General features: G+C 35.9%; 20 protein-coding genes. 17 read left to right on the top strand and 3 right to left on the bottom strand.

Annotated elements, in window-relative coordinates:
• Nucleotides 1–9 precede the first annotated feature (9 nt).
• From smc to rplS, 12 genes are all read left to right on the top strand, one after another.
• Nucleotides 10–3,561, top strand: a complete 3,552-nt coding sequence (gene smc / locus RZ78_RS03600; protein WP_054608159.1) for a chromosome segregation protein SMC — start codon at nt 10–12, stop codon at nt 3,559–3,561.
• 3 nt (nt 3,562–3,564) lie between these two features.
• Nucleotides 3,565–4,788, top strand: coding sequence for a signal recognition particle-docking protein FtsY (gene ftsY / locus RZ78_RS03595; RefSeq protein WP_054608158.1), 1,224 nt, complete (start codon nt 3,565–3,567; stop codon nt 4,786–4,788).
• A gap of 25 nt (nt 4,789–4,813) precedes the next feature.
• The gene (locus tag RZ78_RS03590) at nt 4,814–5,155 is read left to right on the top strand and encodes a putative DNA-binding protein (RefSeq protein ID WP_034531089.1); all 342 of its coding nucleotides are present in this window, start codon (nt 4,814–4,816) and stop codon (nt 5,153–5,155) included.
• Between the two features lie 14 nt (nt 5,156–5,169).
• Nucleotides 5,170–6,648 (top strand): signal recognition particle protein, encoded by a 1,479-nt coding sequence (ffh, locus tag RZ78_RS03585; protein ID WP_054608157.1) that lies wholly within the window; start codon nt 5,170–5,172, stop codon nt 6,646–6,648.
• Between the two features lie 53 nt (nt 6,649–6,701).
• Nucleotides 6,702–7,802, top strand: a complete 1,101-nt coding sequence (locus tag RZ78_RS03580) for a hypothetical protein (protein WP_054608156.1) — start codon at nt 6,702–6,704, stop codon at nt 7,800–7,802.
• A gap of 5 nt (nt 7,803–7,807) precedes the next feature.
• The gene (locus RZ78_RS03575) at nt 7,808–9,037 is read left to right on the top strand and encodes a VWA-like domain-containing protein (RefSeq protein ID WP_054608155.1); all 1,230 of its coding nucleotides are present in this window, start codon (nt 7,808–7,810) and stop codon (nt 9,035–9,037) included.
• A 4-nt stretch (nt 9,038–9,041) separates the two neighbouring features.
• Nucleotides 9,042–9,329, top strand: coding sequence for a hypothetical protein (locus tag RZ78_RS03570; protein ID WP_054608154.1), 288 nt, complete (start codon nt 9,042–9,044; stop codon nt 9,327–9,329).
• A gap of 92 nt (nt 9,330–9,421) precedes the next feature.
• Entirely contained in the window at nt 9,422–9,697 is a 276-nt protein-coding gene (rpsP, locus tag RZ78_RS03565; RefSeq protein ID WP_034531094.1) for a 30S ribosomal protein S16, read from the top strand.
• 13 nt (nt 9,698–9,710) lie between these two features.
• Nucleotides 9,711–9,968 (top strand): KH domain-containing protein, encoded by a 258-nt coding sequence (locus tag RZ78_RS03560; RefSeq protein ID WP_034531095.1) that lies wholly within the window; start codon nt 9,711–9,713, stop codon nt 9,966–9,968.
• Between the two features lie 55 nt (nt 9,969–10,023).
• The gene (gene rimM / locus RZ78_RS03555; RefSeq protein ID WP_034533544.1) at nt 10,024–10,548 is read left to right on the top strand and encodes a ribosome maturation factor RimM; all 525 of its coding nucleotides are present in this window, start codon (nt 10,024–10,026) and stop codon (nt 10,546–10,548) included.
• On the top strand, nt 10,538–11,284 hold the full coding sequence (gene trmD, locus RZ78_RS03550) for a tRNA (guanosine(37)-N1)-methyltransferase TrmD (protein WP_054608153.1): 747 nt from the start codon (nt 10,538–10,540) through the stop codon (nt 11,282–11,284). Before rimM ends, trmD begins: the two co-directional genes overlap by 11 nt.
• A 126-nt stretch (nt 11,285–11,410) precedes the next feature.
• Entirely contained in the window at nt 11,411–11,767 is a 357-nt protein-coding gene (rplS, locus tag RZ78_RS03545; RefSeq protein ID WP_034531098.1) for a 50S ribosomal protein L19, read from the top strand.
• A gap of 91 nt (nt 11,768–11,858) precedes the next feature.
• Here rplS and RZ78_RS03540 read toward each other — a convergent pair whose 3' ends face one another.
• Nucleotides 11,859–13,289 carry a C69 family dipeptidase gene (locus RZ78_RS03540; protein ID WP_054608152.1) on the bottom strand — a complete coding sequence of 477 codons (1,431 nt, stop codon included), beginning with the start codon at nt 13,287–13,289 and terminating at the stop codon, nt 11,859–11,861.
• Between the two features lie 117 nt (nt 13,290–13,406).
• On the opposite strand from RZ78_RS03540, the gene RZ78_RS03535 reads away from it, so the two are divergent.
• On the top strand, nt 13,407–13,595 hold the full coding sequence (locus RZ78_RS03535) for a 2-hydroxymuconate tautomerase (RefSeq protein ID WP_034531102.1): 189 nt from the start codon (nt 13,407–13,409) through the stop codon (nt 13,593–13,595).
• Between the two features lie 16 nt (nt 13,596–13,611).
• Nucleotides 13,612–15,117 carry a glycerol kinase GlpK gene (gene glpK / locus RZ78_RS03530; RefSeq protein WP_054608151.1) on the top strand — a complete coding sequence of 502 codons (1,506 nt, stop codon included), beginning with the start codon at nt 13,612–13,614 and terminating at the stop codon, nt 15,115–15,117.
• 37 nt (nt 15,118–15,154) lie between these two features.
• Here glpK and RZ78_RS03525 read toward each other — a convergent pair whose 3' ends face one another.
• A complete protein-coding gene (locus RZ78_RS03525) occupies nt 15,155–15,961 on the bottom strand; it encodes a Cof-type HAD-IIB family hydrolase (protein WP_054608150.1) in 807 nt (268 codons plus the stop codon).
• 86 nt (nt 15,962–16,047) lie between these two features.
• Here RZ78_RS03525 and RZ78_RS03520 point away from each other — a divergent pair, with 86 nt between their 5' ends.
• From RZ78_RS03520 to RZ78_RS03510, 3 genes are all read left to right on the top strand, one after another.
• Nucleotides 16,048–17,391 carry an RsmF rRNA methyltransferase first C-terminal domain-containing protein gene (locus tag RZ78_RS03520; protein ID WP_054608149.1) on the top strand — a complete coding sequence of 448 codons (1,344 nt, stop codon included), beginning with the start codon at nt 16,048–16,050 and terminating at the stop codon, nt 17,389–17,391.
• 149 nt (nt 17,392–17,540) lie between these two features.
• On the top strand, nt 17,541–18,335 hold the full coding sequence (locus tag RZ78_RS03515) for a zinc ribbon domain-containing protein (protein WP_054608148.1): 795 nt from the start codon (nt 17,541–17,543) through the stop codon (nt 18,333–18,335).
• 21 nt (nt 18,336–18,356) lie between these two features.
• Nucleotides 18,357–19,877 (top strand): TcaA 3rd/4th domain-containing protein, encoded by a 1,521-nt coding sequence (locus RZ78_RS03510; protein ID WP_054608147.1) that lies wholly within the window; start codon nt 18,357–18,359, stop codon nt 19,875–19,877.
• A gap of 148 nt (nt 19,878–20,025) precedes the next feature.
• On the opposite strand, the gene fni is transcribed toward RZ78_RS03510, so the two are convergent.
• A complete protein-coding gene (fni, locus tag RZ78_RS03505) occupies nt 20,026–21,063 on the bottom strand; it encodes a type 2 isopentenyl-diphosphate Delta-isomerase (protein WP_054608146.1) in 1,038 nt (345 codons plus the stop codon).
• Nucleotides 21,064–21,066: the final 3 nt, after the last annotated feature.

Raw genomic sequence — 21,066 nt, 5'->3', positions numbered from 1 at the left:
GAAATCGCTTTGAAGTTAAAATCATTAGAGATTGCTGGATTTAAATCCTTTGCAAACAAAACAACCATTAACTTTACAGATGGTTTAACTGCGATTGTTGGTCCTAATGGTAGTGGTAAAAGTAATGTTATCGAAGCTATCAGATGGGTACTCGGGGAACAATCTTCTAAGACTTTACGTGGTTCAAAGATGTCCGACGTTATTTTTTCTGGTTCTAGTACTCATAAACCGGTCAATCGTGCCGAAGTTAAGTTAACCTTGGACAATACCGACCAATACATTAATAGTTCATATTCAGAAATTATCATTACAAGACGTTTGTATCGTAGTGGTGAAAGCCAATACTTAATTAATAATTCTGAATGTCGATTAAAAGATATCAATAACTTATTTATGGACACAGGGATGGGAATTGGTTCATTTTCAATCATTTCTCAAGGTAGTGTTGAAGATATCTTTAACAGTAAACCTGAAGATCGTCGTTCTATTATTGAAACAGCAGCCGGTGTTTTTAAGTATAAACAACAAAAACATGATGCCAACTTAAAGCTTCAACAAACTCATGAAAATCTTGATCGTGTTGAAGACATTATTTTCGAACTTAAAGATCGAAATGACCAATTAAAAGAGCAAAGTGAAACAGCAATTAAGTATTTAGATTTAAAAAAAGAATTGAAAAAATACGATGTTTCAAGAATTGCGCTTGAATTAAATCAAGTTGGGGCTGACTGGAATAATACCAAGGCGATTATTGCTGAAGAAAAGCAAAACGCCGAAGATATTAACAAACACTTAAATGAGCTTACCGGTCAAAAGAAGTCATTGAATGAACAACTTGAGGTGCTTCTAACCAAGAAGGAAGAACAACAAGTTAATCTTTTGAACTACTCTAAGAAGATTGAACAGTTATCTGGTCAACAAAATCTTTCTAAGCAAGAAATTGAATTTAAAAAGACTAGCTTGAAGGAACATAAGTCCAACCTAGAAAAGTTAAATTCACAAGTTACTGATTTACAAGCAAAAGAAAAAGAAATCAACTCTGAAATCGACAAGTTAAATCAAGAAATTGATAAGCATAAACAATATCTTGAAGAAATCGATGAAGATAAGATTGACCAAATGATTGCTGATAAAAAAGCAGAGTATGAAGATGTTCGTGGTGAATATTTAGCAATTATGCAAAAAATTGCTAATGTTAACAATGAATCTACTTATCTAGAAAAGACCCAAAAACAAGCTGATGTTCAAAATGATTCCAATCGTCAAAAGATTTCTGGAGTAAACGATGAAATCAATCAATTGGAACAATCAGTTGAAGAGTTAAATCAAGCCTACAACAAGAAGAACGAAGAAGTTCAAAAGGTGCAAAGCGATTTTAACGACTATCAAGCTCAGGTGAACGGTTTAAAGAAACAAGTAGATGATCAACAAGCCATCTGGTATAAACAATTAGAAGATACGCAAAATTTAAAAATTAAATACAATAGTTTGAATAATTTGCAAAACGACCACAGTAACTTCTATCGTGGTGCCCAAAGTGTCTTAAACAATAAAGACCATCTTAATGGTGTATTGGGTTCAGTATCCGACTTTATCAAAGTACCTGCTGAATATACCACAGCAATTGAAACTGCTTTAGGTAATCAATTACAACAAATTGTGGTCACTAACAATGCTTCTGCTAGACAAGCGGTTAAGTTTTTAAACGATAATCGTTTGGGAAGAGCTACTTTCTTGCCCGTTAATGAAATTTCACAACGCAGCGTTAACAATAACGTTTTAAGTACCTGTCAAAATAGCGATGGATTCATTGGTGTAGCCAACGAATTGGTCCAAATTAATGACAAACTTAAATCTGTTACTAGTCATTTGCTAGGTAATGTTTTAATCGTTAAAGATTTACATACTGCTACCGATATTAGTAACAAGATTAGACATTCTAACCGAATTGTGACCTTAAGTGGTGAAATCGTTAATGCTGGTGGTTCAATCACCGGTGGTTCTAACAAACGTCAATATGATGGTGTCTTGACCCAAAAGAATAAGTTAGAAGAGTTAGAAAAGCAATTTAAGGAAAGCCAAGAGGTTGCCAAGCAAACTGAGGCTAAGTTGGTTGAATTACAAGATCAACTAAAAGAGTTAAATGCGAAGTCAGATTCTTTCTATGACAACAAGCGTCAATACGATGGTCAACTAGACTCAATCAATAACAAATTGACCTTTGCTAAGGAATCCCTAGTTAGAAAGCAACGTGAACTAAAGGCAATCAGAATGTCTAATGGTGGATTGTTTGACGATGATATTGATGAAAAACAACGTCAAAACAAGAAACTAAAAGAACAATTGAATGTTGATTTGGTCAATAATCAAACTAAATCAAAAGATATTCAAGAAAAGATTGAAACTTTGGAATCAATGAAGGATAATAACTCTTCAAAGGTACAATCAACTCGTGAAAAGTTAATTGTATTGAAGGAAAAACTATCCAATTTCCGTGACCAAAAAGCAAATCTAATTGAAGATTTTGACCGATTAGATGCTGACATTGATGACGAAAAAGAAAACATTGATGAGTTAAACGAAGCAATTAGTAATAATATGCTTTCAGTAAACCAAGATGACGAAATTAAGTTAGTTAACCAACAAATTCAATCAATCCAAAGTAATCTACAAGAATGCAAAGAATCCATTGATAAACACCAAGCTGAAATCAAGCAAGTCGAAGACCAAATTGATAAGCAAACAATGGATTCTGTTAACCAACAAAATTATCTAAATAAACAAACTAATAAGTTTGATCAATTGGAAAAGCAACTTGCTAGTCTAAAACAACAACTAATTGGTAAGTATGAGGTTAACCTAAATGAAATTGATGATATCGTTGTCAACGATACTATCGATAACATTAAGGCTCATATTGACGATTTACGTCGTTCCATCGACCATCTAGGGGTTGTCAATGTATCCGCAATTGATGAGTACAAGGAAGTATCAAAACGATACGAATTCCTAGTACAACAATCAGATGATTTGAAGAATTCTAGTCAACAACTAACTGATACCATGAACAAGATTGATGTTACTGTTGAAAAGAAATTCAAGGATACTTTCGATGCAATCGCTACCCAATTCTCAAAAGTTTATAACGAAATTTTTGGTGGTGGAAAAGCGAAGTTATTACTTACGGATCCAAATGATTTGTTAACTACTGGAATTGAAATTATGGCACAGCCACCTGGTAAGAAGTACCGTCATATGTCTCTATTATCAGGTGGAGAAAAAGCATTAACAGCCATTGCATTACTTTTCGCCGTGTTAAAAGTTAAGCCGGTACCTTTTAGTATCTTAGATGAAGCTGAATCCGCATTGGATGCAGAAAATGTCGATAGATACGCTCGATACATGACTAAACTAGACGATGGAACTCAATTCATCGTTATCACGCATAGAAAAGAAACAATGGTTTATGCCGATACATTGTATGGAGTTACCATGCAAAATTCCGGAGTTTCTAAAGTGGTTACAGCTAACCTAAATAAATTTAATGCCGCGGAGGAATAAGCTATGGGATTATTTGATATTTTTAAAAAGCGTAATAACGAAGAAGAAAACAACAATAGTAAAGTTGAAGAAGTAAAAAACGATGAAACTGATGCTGCTGTTGATGATGAACAAAAAACAGATGATAAAGTCGACCAAGCTAGTGAACAAAAAACTGTAACTAGTGAAGAAGAACAACAATCATCTGACCAAGAAGAATCTTCAAAAGAATCAGACGTTGATGACAACGCTGACGAAGAAAAAGTTGAAGAACAAACTGATGAGAAACAACCTGCTTTTGAAAAGCCTGTTGAAGATGATCAAACTAAGTTTACTGAAGGACTAGAAAAATCCAGAAGTACATTTGGTGAACGTCTAAACCGTTTGTTTGCTAACTTTAGAATTGTTGACGAAGACTTCTTCGAAGATTTAGAAGATACTTTAATTGAATCAGACGTTGGTTTTGATATGGCTGTTAACTTAACAGACCAATTAAGAGATGAAGTTAAGTTACAAAATGCCAAAAGCAAAGACGACGTGCAAAACGTTATCATTCAAAAGATGATTGATATCTACGATCAAAATGGTAATGATGAAAACACAGAAATTCATTTTGCTGACCAAGGTCCAACTGTTATTTTATTCGTTGGGGTTAATGGTGTTGGTAAGACAACTACCATCGGTAAGATGGCTAATATGTATAAACAACAAGGCAAGAAGGTATTATTAGCTGCGGCTGATACCTTTAGAGCTGGTGCTATTCAACAATTAGATGAATGGGCAAAACGTGATGGCGTTGATATTGTCAAGAAGCCGGAACAAAGTGACCCATCTGCAGTTGTTTATGAAGCAGTTCATAAGGCCAAGGATGAAAACTATGATATTTTATTCGTAGATACTGCTGGTAGACTTCAAAACAAGGTTAACTTGATGAACGAACTTGCTAAGATGAAGAAGGTCTTAACTAGAGAAATCCCAGACGCTCCTCATGAAGTTTTATTAGTTCTAGATTCAACCACAGGTCAAAATGCCTTAAACCAAGCTAAGCTATTCAAGGAAACAACCAATGTTTCTGGTATCGTACTAACTAAGCTAGACGGTACCGCCAAGGGTGGAATTGTTTTAGCAATTAGAAACGAACTTCACGTTCCAGTTAAGTACGTTGGTTTAGGTGAAAAGGTAGAAGATTTAAGAGAATTTAACGCAAATGATTTTGTATATGGATTATTTAAGGGTCTAATTAAATAGTCTGAACTGAAAGGACTTGATTTAATTGGAAATGGAAAAAAATTATCGAATTAACTCTTTATTCGAATTTTATCGTCCATTATTAACAAATAAGCAAGATAGTTATATTCAACTTTATTATGCTGACGATTACTCATTGGGAGAAATTTCTGAAGAGTTTAATGTCAGTAGACAGGCTGTGTATGATAACATAAGAAGAACAGAAGTGATTCTGGAAAAATATGAAGAACAACTTCATTTGTATGCAGATTTTGTGAAACGAAATGATCAAACTGATGCAATTAGAAATTACGTTAAGGATAACTATCCAAATGACGATAAACTAAATCAATTAGTTGATGATTTAGAAATAACTGAAGAAAAATGAAAGTGGTGAAATAAATGGCATTTGAAGGATTAACAGAACGTCTTCAAAAAGCAATGCGTAATTTACGTGGTAAAGGTAAAGTTTCTGAAGCTGACTTAAGAGAAACAATGCGTGAAATTAGACTTGCTTTACTTGAAGCCGATGTTAACTTCACAGTTGTAAGAAATTTTGTTAAGCGTGTCCAAGAACGTTCTCGTGGAGCGGAAGTATTGGAAGGATTGAATCCAGCTCAACAAATCGTAAAGATTGTTAATGAAGAATTAACAAAGACAATGGGTGAAGAAGCAGTCCCATTGAACAAGTCTGAAAAGATTCCAACTGTTATCATGATGGCTGGTTTACAAGGGGCAGGTAAAACTACCACTGTTGGTAAATTAGCTTTAAAACTTAAAAAAGAAGAAAATGCTCGTCCATTACTAATCGCAGCCGACGTTTACCGTCCAGCTGCCATTGACCAATTGGAAACAGTTGGTAAGCAAATTGATGTTCCAGTTTTCCAACAAGGAACTGACGTCGATCCAGTTGAAATTGTTAGAAATGGGATGGCTAAGGCCAAAGAGGACCATAATGACTATGTATTAATTGATACTGCTGGTCGTCTACAAATCGATGAATCCTTAATGGACGAATTAAAGAACATTAAGGAATTGACTCATCCAGACGAAATTCTATTGGTTGTTGATGCCATGACCGGTCAAAATGCCGTTAATACCGCAGAAGGTTTTAACGATGCACTAGATATTACCGGTGTTGTTCTAACTAAGTTAGACGGTGACACTCGTGGTGGGGCTGCCCTTTCAATTCGTGAAGTAACCCAAAAACCAATTAAGTTTGTGGGACAAGGTGAAAAGATGGAAGCACTTGATGTCTTCCATCCAGACCGAATGGCTTCTCGTATCCTTGGAATGGGTGATATCTTATCATTAATCGAAAAGACTCAAAACGATTATGATGAAAAGCAAGCCAAAGAATTAGCCGAAAAGATGCAAAATAACACTTTTGGATTTGAAGACTTCTTAGACCAACTAGAACAAATTCAAAAGATGGGTCCTTTGGATGAAATCATGAAGATGATTCCAGGGATGGCTAATAATCCTGCCTTGAAGAACGTGAACATGGATCCTAAGGATTTAGAACACATCAAGGCAATTATCTATTCAATGACCTATGAAGAACGTAATAACCCTGATTTATTAAATCCATCAAGAAGACGTCGTATCTCACGTGGATGTGGACGTCCAATTCAAGAAGTTAACCGTATGATTAAGCAATTTAATCAAATGAAGGACATGATGAATAAGATGTCTAACGGTAACATGTCTGGTATGGAACAAATGATGGGTAACATGGGCATGGATGGAATGCCTTCAATGCCAGGAATGGGTGGCGGCCTAGGTGGCAAGATCTCACAAATGGCAATGAAACGTATGAGCAGAAAAATTAGCAAGAAAATGAATAAAAACAAGCGCAAACGTAACAAGAAGCGTAAATAATGGAAAAGGCATAATTACCCTGGGTAGTTGTGTCTTTTTTAGGAGGGATTTTTATGGCATTAGGTTTTATTAAAACAATGCAAGCAGTAAATTTGATTGAAAAAAGTGGTGCTGTGGCAAATATTGTTGGTCTTGCCGGGATTGGTAAGTCGGCATTAGTAAATCAATTAGCTGAACAAAATCATGCCAGATTATTTACTACGGTCGTGAGTTTATCCGAGAAAGGTGACTTGGCGATTCCGGTGCCACCATTAACAGACAAATCATTTATTGAGACTGATAATTATGGGACATTAGCGGATGTTAAATTCGGATACTCCCACACCATTATTGAAATTATCAAATATGCCGAGGCCAATCCTGATACACCAATTTATTGGTTCCTAGATGAATTCAATCGTGGAACCTCTGATGTCCAAAGTGAGTTAATGAATCTGGTTTTACAACGCCGCATTAATTCGGTGGTGTTACCAAAACAAGTCCACATCATCATTGCTGAAAACCCAGATGACATGAATGCTAATTATGATGTTTATGCTAGTGATGATGCCATTACTGATAGAACTGTGCGCGTTAACATGCAAACAGATGTTAATGACTGGTTAAAGTGGGCAAAAGATAACAAAGTTAATCAACAAGTCATTAATTTTATTAGCGACAATCCAGAGTTTTTAGACCATGGGAATGATGAGATTAAACCAACGCCTAGATCTTGGCACCGTGTGTCCAATATCGTTAATCAATACAATGACGATTATGATGAAGAAATTTTAATCGAGGTCGTCTCAGGAAATGTCGGTCCATCCATCGCAGAATCCTTTGTTAAATTCATGCATCAATCTTTCGATGACAAGATTGAATTAAATGGTGACTTACAGGATATTGTTGATAAACTAGCATCTAAAGATGAGATTACTAAGCAATCATTAGTCAGTGAATATGTAAAATCAGTATCAACATTAAGCGATGATGTTTGTCACCGTTTAACAAATTTTATCGATTTATTAAGTTCAGATGGTCAATACGCAATTGCTCGAACATTGATTAACGACAGTGGTTTAATCGATGATATCTACAACATGGCCGAAACCAGTTTAGCTGCTAAAAAGTTATATGATAAGTTAACCGAAATTAGTTTTAATGCATACAGGTGATTAATATGACACTCAATAGTGATATTTACAACCTAATTAATATCGATTCACAGCAAAATAGTCCAACTGAGGTAGATGGAATCATTTCTAAAGGGATTTTATCCTTAATTCGTAATAAGAGCTTCTATGGCGAAATTTTGCTTCATTTAAACAGGGATGCAGATGATACGATTGATTCATTTCTAGCATTGAAGTGGTCAAATAACCGATTGGAATTGGCATATAATCCTACTCATTTAAAAGATGACTTGGCAGATGCTAATGATTTGATTGCTATCTTGGAGCATCTAGCGATGCATATCATTTGGTTGCATCCCCTCAGATACTTCAATCACAACCAATTGAACGACGTGGCCTCCGATGTAGCGGTTAACCAATACGTCTCAGATGTTTATTCCAAGGGATGGACTTTAGATAAGCTTAACTACCAATACAATCTCGATATGAAACCACATTTGGATTCGAGTCAGTATGCTAAGCAGCTTTATGATTTGTTTAGTCAGGATAAACAGGATGGTGTTGGTAAATTGGATAACGATAACGTACGAATTGTCGATGATCATCGATACTTTGATGATGAAGGCAATATCAGTAATCAAGACTATAACCAAAGAAAGAAATCAATTGATAGGCTGTTAAGGGATGTTTATAGCCAATATCGTGGTGAACTTTCAATGGCAGTTGACAAACAGATTAAGTCCGTTGTGATGCCTAGAATTAATTTGCAGCAAATCGTTAGAAGGATTACTGGAAATAAAAGTAATCGACCAAAGAAAAACTATACTCGATTTAATCGCAGGCAGCCATATCGCATGGATCTTCCAGGGAGAATTAGAGGTCAGAGTGAACATGTGAATGTTTTTATTGATAGTTCAGGTTCAATCAGTGATGAACAGTATGCCAACATGGTTAGTGTTGTTAAGGCAATTCAATCGATCCCAAATATTGAGGTTAATTGCTATACGTTTGATGCTGAAGTTCATGCGATTAGCGATAGTCTCATTTCTAATCAGCGTTTATTGCAAGGTGGTACCAAGTATCAAAGTATCGTTGACTATGTGCATGAACATAAATTAGCTAGTCAGGGATGCATCGTTTTCACCGATGGTAAGGGTGAAGAATATTTGAACCAACCAAACTTCAATATCACATGGGTATTATTGGGATACGAGAACGAGTTATCAGTACGTAATCAAAAGGCCAACGTCTTATATTTAGACCAAATTAGGATGTGATAAAATGTTAAAACCGGATATATTAAAAATGGCGATTAATAATAACGTAAATATTAAAAGAGCAAAGGCATTACTATCTAATTCTTGGGATGAGATTTATGAAGACTCACCATTTGTGGCAAAGATGTCAGTTAATGATGTTAATTTGGCTAAAGAGTTAGATAGAAATCAGGTATTTAAGAATGTTAAAATCGATTTCGATGATTATAAAAACGTCCATAATTTTGTTATTAATAACGAAAAATACATGGATGAACTGGCAAAAAGTGCTCTTTTAGCTGATTTTCAATAAAAAAATCATGGTGTAAAGAAAAAAACCTTTACAAGCATCTAAATAACTGTTATATTTAATATCGTTAAAAGAAATACAGGAGGTGTTTATTAATGTCTGTTAAAATTCGTTTGAAGAGAATGGGTTCAAAGAAGCGTCCTTTCTACCGTGTTGTAGTTGCTGATTCACGTAGCCCTCGTGATGGTCGTTTCATCCAAACTGTTGGTACTTACAACCCATTAACTCAACCAAGTACTGTTAAACTAGAAGAAGAAGATATCTTCGAATGGTTAAACAAGGGTGCACAACCTTCAGATACTGTACGTAACTTACTATCTGATGCTGGTATCATGAAGAAATATCATGAAGCTAAATACTCTAAGAAATAAGTGATATCGAGTTATGACTAATTTTGATGAGCTGATTAAAAAAATCGTAAAACCACTGGTGGAATACCCAGAGGATGTTGCTATCGATCATAGTGAATCGGATCGTTTCTATGAATATCATCTTGTTACTAATCCTGCCGATGTCGGTAGAATTATTGGTAAAAAGGGCCATGTAGCGCAAACAATTCGTACGATTGTTTACAGTGCTCGTGTTTCTGGTGATAAGCGCGTAAGACTGATTATTGATGATAGTAAGAATAAAAACTCTTAAATGAAACCTTGGTGTTTTGTTTAAGAGTTTTTTAACATAAAAGGGGAAATGAATAATGAACTTTTATAATATTGGAAAGATTGTAAATACTCAGGGACTTCGTGGTGAAGTTCGTGTAATGTCTATTACCGATTTCCCTGAAAAACGTTTTAAAGTTGGTAATGAAGTTTATGCGTTTTTAAATGATACTAAGAGTGAAAAGCTAGTGATCGATGGTGTTAGAACTCATAAGAACTTCATCTTACTACACTTTAAAGACAAGCCAACTATCAATGACGTTGAATACTTAAAACCTTCAGAATTAAAGATTGCTGAAGATCAACTTGATAGTGATGACTTACAACCTGGCGAATACTACTATCACCAAATCATTGGTTTAGATGTTTTAGATACTGACGGACAAAAGATTGGTTCCGTTAAGGAAATTCTTTCACCAGGTGCCAATGATGTTTGGGTTGTCTCACGTGATAACAAGTCCGATTTATTATTACCTAAGATTGATTCAGTCATCTTAGATGTTAATTTAGACGATGAAGTAATTACTGTGGATGTTCCTAGGGGGCTCGACGATGAAGATTGATATCTTAAGCTTATTTCCAGATATGTTTGATGGCCCTTTGGGTGATTCAATCCTTGGAAAAGCAAAGGATAAAGGATTACTAGATATTAATATTACTAACTTTAGAGACTATTCGACCAATAAGCATGGTAACGTTGATGACTACCCATTTGGTGGTGGTGCAGGAATGCTACTACAAGCTCAACCAATTTTTGATGCGCTTTCTCATACCCAAGAAGAGGCTGCTAAGGAAGGCATTTCTAAGGGACGTGTAATTCTGTTGGATCCAGCAGGAAAGAAGTTTGATCAAAAAGAGGCCGAAAAGTTATCTAAGGAAGACCATTTAACTTTCATTTGTGGTCACTATGAAGGATATGACGAAAGAATTAAGACATTGGTTACCGATGAATACTCATTAGGTGACTTTGTCTTAACCGGTGGAGAATTACCAGCAATGGTAATGATTGATGCAACTGCTCGATTATTATCTGACGTTTTGGGTAACGATGAATCTGCACCTGGTGATTCATTCTCAAGTGGATTACTAGAATATCCTCAATACACTAGACCAGCAGATTTTAGGGGCATGACAGTACCCGATGTGTTGACTAGTGGTAATCACCAAAAGATTGAAGAATGGCGCGAAAAAGAGGCGCTAAGAAAGACTTACCTTAGACGCCCAGATCTAATTGATTATAGTCAATTAACTGATTTACAAAAGAAACTATTAGCGGAAGTAAAAATAGAAGAAGAATAAAATAATCTTTACAAGTAATTGTGGTTATGTTAGTATTCTAATTGACTATTTTTATAGTTAAATAAAAACGGTATTCCGCTGTTGCAACAAGTAAAGACAAGAATGCTAGTTGGAGGATGTTATATTATGCGTCAAAACGAATTAATCTCAAAGATTAACGCGGAACAACTAAAGAGTGATGTTCCAGAATTTAGAGCCGGAGATACTGTAAAGGTATCTGTAAAGGTTGTTGAAGGTAGCAACGAACGTATCCAAGTATTCGAAGGTGTTGTTATCAAACGCCACGGTACAGGTATCCAAGCTACTTACACTGTTCGTAAGATTACTTCAGGTGTAGGTGTTGAACGTATCTTCCCACTACACTCACCACGTGTTGCTAAGTTAGAAGTAACTCGTCGTGGTGCCGTACGTCGTGCTAAGCTATACTACTTACGCGAACGTCATGGTAAGGCTGCTCGTATTAAAGAAGCACGTCGTCGTTAAGATAAAATTTATATCTAAAATGAAGAGTAACGCTTATGCGTTGCTCTTTTTTTGTACAAAAAAAGGATGGCAATTAAGCCATCCTTTTATTTTATAGGTTTTCGTCAGTATTATAGTTTAACTTCGAAAAGTCGGTTGATTTGGAGATCATTTCGTATGATAGATGTCTGTAACTGTCCATTGCATATTCAGCACATTCATTACTGATCTTTGTGACAAAATCAGAAACTTCTTGTGGTGCTAAATCATTGGCCTTGATATCAGCTTCGTTAATCTTTTGTTGGAAGTAGATATTAAGTTTTTCTTGGACATCACCGACAACGTCAACAAATGTATTGTAGTGTGGATCTAATAACACTCCGGCCAGTTTGAAAATCCAATAAGCTGACTTTGGTTCATAGGTTAACTTACCAATCTTGTATTCAAGTGGGGTATCCTTGATGCCGGCAAAGAATGGAACAAAGACGCTTTGTGCAGCAACACCCATTGATAACCAGTGAATACCACCAACTTCGATTGGTAGGTTAGGACGAATTTGTAAGACATGAGATTCTTGGGCCTTTGCCAAACTGATTGGACGGTATCTGGTCTTGTCCTCGTGACTACCTTTACCAACTGGGTCAAATTGAGTGCCTTGGTAGTGTGATGCTAGGAAGTCCTTAGCATCTTGAACTGAGATTAAGCGACTTGGCTTTCTGACAAATGGTAGGTCATATGATTCCGGATCTTGTTTAATTTCTGGGTTAAACATGCGTTGACCGTACCAAACACGTGGGTTGTTGTAGTATAGGTCAGACTCATTTCTAGTTCCAAAGATTTCTCTAAAGTTAAAACTACCATTATTAGAGTTATTTAAGTGGTTCTTTCTCACAAAATCAATGATATCTTCTGACCACATAAAGTTATCAGGGTCATCGAAATCGATGTTTTGAATGGCTAAGCGATTTGATACGACTGCGTAGCAATCATCAGGGATTCTCATCGCAACCCATTGATGACCGGAACCAATTTCAAAATACCAAACTTCATCTTGGTCTGAGAATAAGATTCCGTTACTTTCGCTGGAACCATATTTTGAGACGATTTCACCTAGGCGTTTAACACCCTCACGTGCTGTTTTAACGTATGGTAGAACAACAGTGACAACAGAAGCTTCGCTAATACCGTCTTCAACTAGTGGATCAAATCCTAATACATAACTATTTGAGTAGGCACTTTCGGTAGCACTCATAGCGACACCGTATTCATTAATACCTTCTTCTTCAAATAATCCCTCTTTATTAGTCCATTCTGGAGTAGCGGTGTATTTACCCCTAACAGTAGGTAATTCCATTGTAAAGGCGTTTTCTTGAGCTTTAAACACTGGTTTTTCCTTATACTCCTTATGAGGATGAACAACAAAATGTTTTGGCCAGGTTGCTTTGCAATCTTCGTTACGACCAATCATGGTAGAACCATCAACAGATGCTTTCTTACCGATTAAGATACTAGTACATGCATCGTATTCTGGAAACTTTGGCATGTTAAACACTCCCTCGTTAGTTTCATTTCTATAATTGTACATTAAACTTTTAAAAAATTGAAATATATAAGTATCTAAAGTATAATCAGAATAAAATTATAGGTTAGGAGAATGATTATGCCATTAGTACATATTGATTTAATCGAAGGAAGAAACGAAGAACAATTAAAGGGACTAGTTGCTGATGTTACCAGCGCAATCGTAAAGAACACTGGTGCACCAGCTGAACACGTTCACATCGTTTTAAACGAAATGAAGAAGAGTAACTACAGTGTTGCAGGTAAACTAAAGAGCGACGAAAAATAATAACTGAGGAAATAACATGCAAAACGAACAGTATATAATGTCAATTGATGAGGGAACTACCAGTGTTCGCGCCATGATTTTTAACCATAGTGGCGAAGTGGTAAGTAAGTCACAAAAGGAAATTACGCAGTTTTTCCCTCAATCAGGATGGGTTGAACATGATGCAAATGAAATATGGGACGCTGTGCAGACCGTTATCTCAGAAGCATTAATTCACTCCAAGATACCGCCTTATAAGGTTCGTGGAATTGGGATTACCAACCAAAGAGAAACCACAGTCATGTGGGATAGAATTACGGGTGAACCAGTTCATAATGCAATTGTGTGGCAATCAAAACAAACCAGTGATATTGCGAATGATTTAAAAGCTGCTGGTTATACCGAGATGATCCATGAAAAGACCGGATTAGTTATCGACTCATACTTCTCAGCCACTAAGATTAAGTGGTTGTTAGACAACGTCGATGGGATTAGAGAAAAGGCTGAAAATGGTGACGTCTTATTTGGAACCATTGATACCTGGATTCTATGGAAACTAACCGGTGGTCATGTTCATGCGACTGATTATTCCAATGCAAGTAGAACAATGTTGTATAACATTCACACGCTAAGTTGGGATGATGAAATCCTAGCGGCGTTGGATATTCCAAAACAAATATTGCCAAGTGTTAGATCATCATCTGAGATTTATGGTTACACTGCCGGTTATGCTTTTTATGGTGTGCAAATTCCTGTTTCAGGAATTGCCGGTGACCAACAAGCTGCGTTATTTGGTCAATTAGGACTAGAAGCCGGAAGTATTAAGAATACATACGGAACTGGTTCATTCATTGTGATGAATACGGGTAATAAACCAGTATTGTCTGATCGTGGGTTACTAACAACCATTGCATATGGAATTGACGGCAAGGTTAACTATGCCCTTGAAGGAAGTGTCTTTGTCGCAGGTTCCGCCATTCAATGGTTAAGAGATGGCCTTAGAATGATTAATGATGCTAAGGAAACACAGGAATTAGCATTTAATTCTGCCAATGATCACGATGTTTACGTTGTTCCAGCATTTACTGGTCTAGGTGCCCCATATTGGGACCAAGACAGTCGAGGAGCAATCTTTGGGTTAACTAGAGCTACTTCCAAGGAAGACTTTGTTAAGGCTACTTTAGACTCACTAGCATATCAAACCAAGGATGTTGTTAATACCATGGTTGATGATACTCAATTGGATTTGAAACATTTAAAGGTTGATGGTGGGGCTGCGCAAAATGATTATTTGATGCAATTCCAATCAGACATCTTAAATACACCAATTGAAAGATCATCCATATCTGAAACAACTGCATTAGGTGCTGCTTACTTAGCGGGATTAGCAGTTGGATTTTGGAAAGATATCGATGAGATTAAGCAAATAAAACCCAAACAAGACGAGTTTTATCCAAAGATGGATGAAGACAAACGTAATCACTACTATGAAGGTTGGCAATTAGCGGTTAAGAGTACGCAAATGTTTCATCCAAATAAATAAGCAAAAGAAAAAAGACTTGAGTTAATCTCAAGTCTTTTTATAGTTCAAAGTATTCGTCTAGGTAACGAGCTAAACCGTCATTATCGTTATCGTATTTAGTAACGTCATCGGCTAGTTGTTTAATCTTAGGTTGACCATTCTTCATAGCAACACCTAAGCCAGCGTACTTCAACATGGTTTCATCGTTAAATTCATCACCAAAAGCAATGATGTTAGATTGGTCAATATTGTAGTAGTCAGATAGTACTTCTAGACCAGTTTCCTTACTAACGTTCTTAGATGCTAATTCAACGATTGAATCAGGACCTCCCCATGGTGAGATTTGTAGGGTATCACCATAGTTGCGATCTACATAGTTAATGAATTTATCCATCTTATTGTGTTGAATTTGTAGGGTTAGACAAATTGGGTTTTCGTTTAAGTTCTCTTTAGTAATGAATTCAGAAGGTTCAAGACTAGTTGGGAAGAAACCAACTTCATCGTTTGCTTCACGGTTAGCCAAGAATAGTTCTTTACCTTCAACGGCCATTAGGTTAATGCCTAAGTCTTTATCTTGTTTTAAGACATCAAAGACGATATCTCGATTGATATTGTATTCGTAGGCCTTATTCCAATTAGTTAGTGGATTGTATCCCAGACTACCGTTAAAACTAATTAATGGATTGTCTAAACCAATTTGGTTATAGATGTCTGTAATCAAACGTGGTGGACGACCTGATACAATATTGACAACATGACCTAAATCAATTACTTTATTTAAAGTATTAATAGTTTTTTGTGAAACCTTTGACTCACTATTCAGTGTAGTTCCATCAAGGTCAATTGCGATAAGTTTCTTATCCATGTAGTTGTTTCACCTCTTTTAAAAAAATATAATAGTAATATGTTAACTAATTAAAAAATGTAAGTCAATGCAAAAGGAGTAATCTCGTGCAATTACCAAACGATTTTAAAACTAAATATCAAAAACTACTGGGGAATGATGCAGAATCATTCTTTGCCAGTCTAGATAAAGAGACCAATCCTGGATTTAGAATTAATCCATTAAAGGAACATATGCCTTCAGAACCCAATAATGAATCAATCGAATACTGCCAATACGGATACTATGGTGATGTAAACGGTAAGAGTGTTGAACATCAAAGTGGTGCGATTTACTCACAAGAACCTAGTGCGATGTATGTAGGTGAAGTAGCAGATATTAAACCAGGAGATTACGTTTTGGACTTATGTGCTGCTCCCGGTGGGAAGACAACCCATGTTGCTAGTTACATGGATAACCAAGGGCTACTAGTAACCAATGAAATCGATCATAAGCGTGCAAAAGTCCTTGTAGAAAACGTCGAAAGATTTGGGATTAGAAACGCACTAATTTTAAATGAAAATCCAAATAACCTAGCCAAGCACTTCCCACGTTTCTTCGACAAGATTCTAATCGATGCTCCATGTTCTGGTGAAGGGATGTTTAGAAAGAATAACGATGCTATCCAATACTGGAACGCAGACTATCCAAGTCAATGTGCTACTCGTCAAAAGGAGATCATCGAACAAGCAGTTAAGATGTTAAAACCAGGTGGAAAGATTATCTACTCAACATGTACGTTTGCTCCAGAAGAGGATGAACAAATTGTTGAATGGATGAAAGACACTTATGACTTCTCCATCGAGCCAATTAAGAAATACGAAGGGATGTTAAGTGGTAAACCACAATGGGCAGACGGTAATGAAGAATTAGCTAATACCGTTAGATTATTCCCTAATCATTTCAAAGGAGAAGGCCACTTTGTTTCAAAATTATCTAGTAATGATGAAGGCAATGCTAAGAAGATTAAACATCGTCTACAAAGTAACCTATCGATTGATGATAAGAAACTATGGAATGAATTCAAGGAGGCTAATCTAAATAACTTTGATCCAAAACATTTAATTTTATTTGGGGATCAATTATACACCTTTGATAATACTCTTCCTGACTTGAAGGGATTAAAGGTAATGCGTCCAGGACTACATCTAGGAACAATTAAGAAGAAACGTTTTGAACCAAGTTATGCATTAGCATTGGCTTTGCATAGTGATGAGGTTGTTAATCGTTTAGAAATATCTGAGGATGATTGGAAACAATACGTCCATGGGGATGTTATCAACTGTGATAAGGATGTTAAGAAGGGATGGTACCAACTAATCTGTAAGAATCAACCCGTTGGTTTTGGTAAGGTTGTAAATGGTACGATTAAAAACTTCTTCCCTAAGGGACTAAGATTTAACGTAGATTAATAAATCAAAAGAGCTGCACTAAATTGCAGCTCTTTTTTATACGTTTGTATATAAAATAATTTATTGAATGATAAGATAATTAAATAAAAATGTGTTATGATTAATACTGGTATAATATTTTTTATTACATATTTCTGGAGGTATTTTATATGAGTGCTAAATTTTGCCCAAAATGTGGTAACGAATTAAAGGAAGGAGCAAAGTTCTGCCCTAAGTGTGGAGCTCAAATCGTACAAAACCTACAACCAAATGGTGCTAACACCAACGGTGCACAAAATCAAAACGTTGTTCCTAACCAAAGCGCAGAACAAGCTAAGAACTATGCTAAGGATTTCTTTAAGTGGTTCTGGAGTAGCGTTAAACATCCTTCACTAAGTGGAAAGGCTTCAAACAAATACTTTGGTCTAACTTCATTTGTTGCCAGCGCAGTATTTGCTATTTTATCTATTATGTTGATCACTTCAAAGATTAACGGCGCAATTGACCTAGCTTCAAGCGGTCTTGGTGGCGATACAGCTTCATCACTCGTTGTCGTATTCCAAAACTTAGTAAGTGATGGTGCAGGTAAAGTTGAATTATTCTCAGTATTAATGATCGTTGTTTTCGTTGCATTAGCATATGGTTTTAGAGCTTTTGCAGTTGCTGGTACTGGTGAAAAGACTGATTTCTTCGAATTCATTAACAAATTAGCTGCATACACTAACATTTCAGTTATGCTATCAGCTATCATGTTCTTATTCCTACTAATTGGTGGTCTTATCGCATTACCATTAAACATGTTTATCTTCCTATTTGTTGTAATTAACGACCTAATTGGTTTTACTTACGCAATTATCGATGGTCAAAACTCAAACAAATTTGATAAGTTGTATGTTCTATTATTAGCTCACTTATCATTAGTTATTGTATTCTTTATTGTTTTCATTAAGTCACTAACAGCTTAATTTAAATTAGGGGGTTAAATTATGGGGGAATCAAGATTCTGTCAAAATTGTGGTGCTAAAGTTGATGCTGACGAACAATTCTGTCACAACTGTGGTGCACAATTAGACAACGAAGTAACTGATCAAACAAATCAATCTAGTCAAGCAAGTGTTGATAATACAGTTAATGATTACCAACAACCTCAAAGTAATAACAATAATGCTGCCCAACAACCACAATTTAATAACGGTAATAACGTTTCTCAACAACCAGCAAACAATGGGAACGTTAGGGCATCAAGGAACGGTTTTAAGAAGAGTAAAAAACATCAAACTAGAAACCTAATTATTGGAATCGTGGTTTCAGTTGTTGTTGTATTCGGTTTTATCGGATACCTTTTCGGAAACCACTACTACTCAAAGAGTGCAGTCTTAGATCGTGCGATGACTTCATTAACTAGTGACGAGAATACCGATTCATACTTTGAATCAACTGATAGTCGCGTTACTTTAAATGACAGCACAATGGCACCATTATCTAAACACATGAACAAGAATAATGACGAATTACAATCATTGAAGGGCCAACTAAGTGATTCAGGTACTTCAAAGGATGGTAATTTTGAATATGTTCAAGACGGACGCAAATGGTTAATATTCCCTAACTACCAAGTTAAGGTAAAAGCAGTTGTTCCAACAATTACAACTAGTGAAAAGTCTGCAGATGTTACCTTGAACAATAATAAGATTGGTCAAACATCTGACTCAGATTCAGAATTTAGTTTAGGTCGCATCCTACCAGGTGACTATGACATTACTGTTTCAAAGACATTATCAGGTAAAAAAGTTACTAACGCACAAACTACTTACCTTGATAACAATGACAACATCTACATGCCATTGAAGACTATTAAGTTCACTGTTAAGGCTGGTCCCAATGCTGATATTTACATCAATGATAAGAAAGTTGGTACAAGTAACGGCGATGGTGACTACAAGGTTTCAGACATGCCATTCTCATCTGCAATTTACATCTATGGTGTAATGCATTCAGATGGTAAGTCAGTTACCTCAGACAAGTATCATTTGAGTGAAAGTGACGATGGACAAGAAGTAAGTCTAAACTATCCAGGGGCAGTTGATAAAGACGATGCCTCAAATCTAATCAGTAATTTCTCAAATGACCTTAGTTCTGCTGTTAATGACAACAACGATTTTGATCCAAGTGATTACTTCGTTGATGGTTCAAATAACAGTGATGCACAAGGTTTCATTACTTGGGCAAAACAACAAGCTGATCAAGTTAACGATAACAAATATGATAGCGTAAGCATTGATTCATCAGTGGATTCTGTTGTTCCTGCAGGGGACCACTCAGTTGTTTCTGGTACTTTGAAGTATACCTTCGATGTTCCTGACGACGACGGTGACGAACACGATCACATTCAAATCTTCAAGTTTACTTCTAACATGAAGAAGGTAGATGGTTCACTTAAGCTACAAACACTTAAGGCGCCAGATAAACTTAAAGATTATGATAAAAGCGATGACGATGATGACTAAATCATAAAAAAATAAGGCTTCTACTTAAATGTAGAGGTCTTTTTTTATTTGTAAAATTAGTTAACTTAATCTATTTTGGTTAAAAGTATAAAGTTACTTTAACTTGTGAAAATAAAAGAAAAAAGCAAGCAAAAATCGCTTGCTTAAATTAGTAGGGAAGTCCTCGTTGGGAAACGTAAGATAGAAGATCCGAACTCAATATTAATTTTTTACTTTGTAAATCAGATAAGTTTTTGGCACCAAGTATAGTCATTATTGATTTCATTCCATAAATAAAGTCATTAATGAATTCAATGGTTTCTTCTTCACCGTCTTTGATTAGTGAATATAGAATAGGGGCTGCAATTCCAACGGAATTAGCACCAAGTGCGATTGCCTTAATAGCATCAAGTGGTGTTCTGATACCGCCGGAAGCAATGATATTAACCTTGTTTTTAAATAGTTGAGCTTCTAGAAGGGATTCAACGGTTGTTTGTCCCCAATCTTCTAGGTAGTCCATTTCTTGTTTCTTTCTACGGTAGTTTTCAATCATACTGAAACTAGTGCCACCTTTACCGCTGATATTAATATTTTTAATACCAGCATCAACTAGTTGTTGAATGGTTTCTTTAGACATACCGAAACCGACTTCTTTTACGATAACGGGGCAAGCTAGTTCTTCTTGAATGGATTTAATATTTTCAATCCAGTTAAATTCACGATCACCTTCAGGCATAATCATTTCTTGCGGAGTATTAATATGAATTTCAATTGCATCGGAATTCATCATTTTTACCGCTGCCTTAGCTCTTGAAACATCAGCTGAAGCGCCTAAATTGGAAAATACAATTCCATTTGGATTGGTTTCTCTAACAATCTCAAATGAAGAAGCAACTGAATTGTCTTTTAAAGCGACACTTTGAGAACCAGTGGCCATAGCAATCCCAGTAATCTTTGCGATTCTAGCTAGCTTTTGATTTAACTTCTTTGTATATTCGCTTCCACCGGTCATGGCTTCGATATAGATTGGAAAGTCCATTTTGATATTTTCGATAGTTGTTGATGTATCGATATCATCCAAACTGATTTCTGGAATCCCTTGATGGACAAATCTTAGTTGATCAAAACCTGCATGACTGGTTTTATCGTAGAACTTAATAGCTAATGAAACGTGTTCATCTTTTCGATGAGATTGGATACTAACCATTGA

Origin of the sequence: Apilactobacillus kunkeei, assembly GCF_001308195.1 — a bacterium.
GTDB lineage: Bacteria > Bacillota > Bacilli > Lactobacillales > Lactobacillaceae > Apilactobacillus > Apilactobacillus kunkeei_C.
Note: the sequence above shows the minus strand (reverse complement) of the source record. Positions and strands in the feature narration are given on the sequence as shown.